General features: G+C 46.2%; 1 protein-coding gene. It reads left to right on the plus strand.

All coding sequences use genetic code 11. From position 1 onward, the window contains the following. The coding region (locus C942_RS24155) for a membrane-targeted effector domain-containing toxin (RefSeq protein ID WP_036801854.1) at nucleotides 1-915 on the plus strand (915 nt) is incomplete at both ends.

Consider the following 915-nt stretch of genomic DNA (forward strand, 5'->3'; position numbering starts at 1 on the left):
TGACTAAGAACTGTTCAACTACGGTGGCGAAGGTACTAAAGGCCGGTGGTGCGGATAAGTTGATCGGTCATACTTGGACGCCGAATGTTGGTATCTGGACGCCAAAGGCACTGTTTAAATACGGTCAGGCATTGCAGGAAGCCCAACTTGAAATTGCAGCGAAGAAGGAAAACCGTCAAGCCGTTGGTGAATTAGAAGCTTTGTCAGGTAAGAGCAAGCAAGTAGAAACGGTGACGATCGACACCGAAGATACAGATAAGACTAAGATTGATAGTCAACGCAATGCTTTTGAGAGGAAGTTACGCGAGTCAATGCCGTTTTATTCCTTGCGTTCTGAGCGCAACATGTTGGTACAAGAGGGCGAAGCCGGTTTCGAAGTGCGAGCTTGGCCAGGAAATGGTGACGAAGCTAAGCTCATTTTTGTTGAAGACCCTGACGATACAGATCAGATTAAATCCGTCGAGCGCTTTATTCTTGCTAATTATGACAGCTATGAACAGTTGCCAGATAAACTTTTTCAAGTGAATGAAAAAGTTATCTCTCACCATGATGGACGTACACGTATTTTGGCCCAGAAAGTAGAAGGGGCCTGGCAGTACAACCTAAAATCTGAACTGATGTCTGTATCAGAGTTGCTTGATTCCGCATATGTGAAAGGCAAGGTTCGAGGTGAGAGTTATCAGAACGTTGTTGATGCTTTGGCTGACTACCATGCGGCTATACAGGACACACCAGATCATGATGCAATAGATATACTGACTAATCTACGCAAACAAGTTGAGGGTTACGTACTTGGCCATCCGGATTCGGGGCGCTTGCCTGCGATGAAATCACTGCTGTCGCAGATTGAGGTCAGAATTGATGAGTCATCAGCCCTTATGGCGGCTTCGGATGAGTCAATGAAGTCACCGGGTG

Origin of the sequence: Photobacterium marinum, assembly GCF_000331515.1 — a bacterium.
Taxonomy (GTDB): domain Bacteria; phylum Pseudomonadota; class Gammaproteobacteria; order Enterobacterales; family Vibrionaceae; genus Photobacterium; species Photobacterium marinum.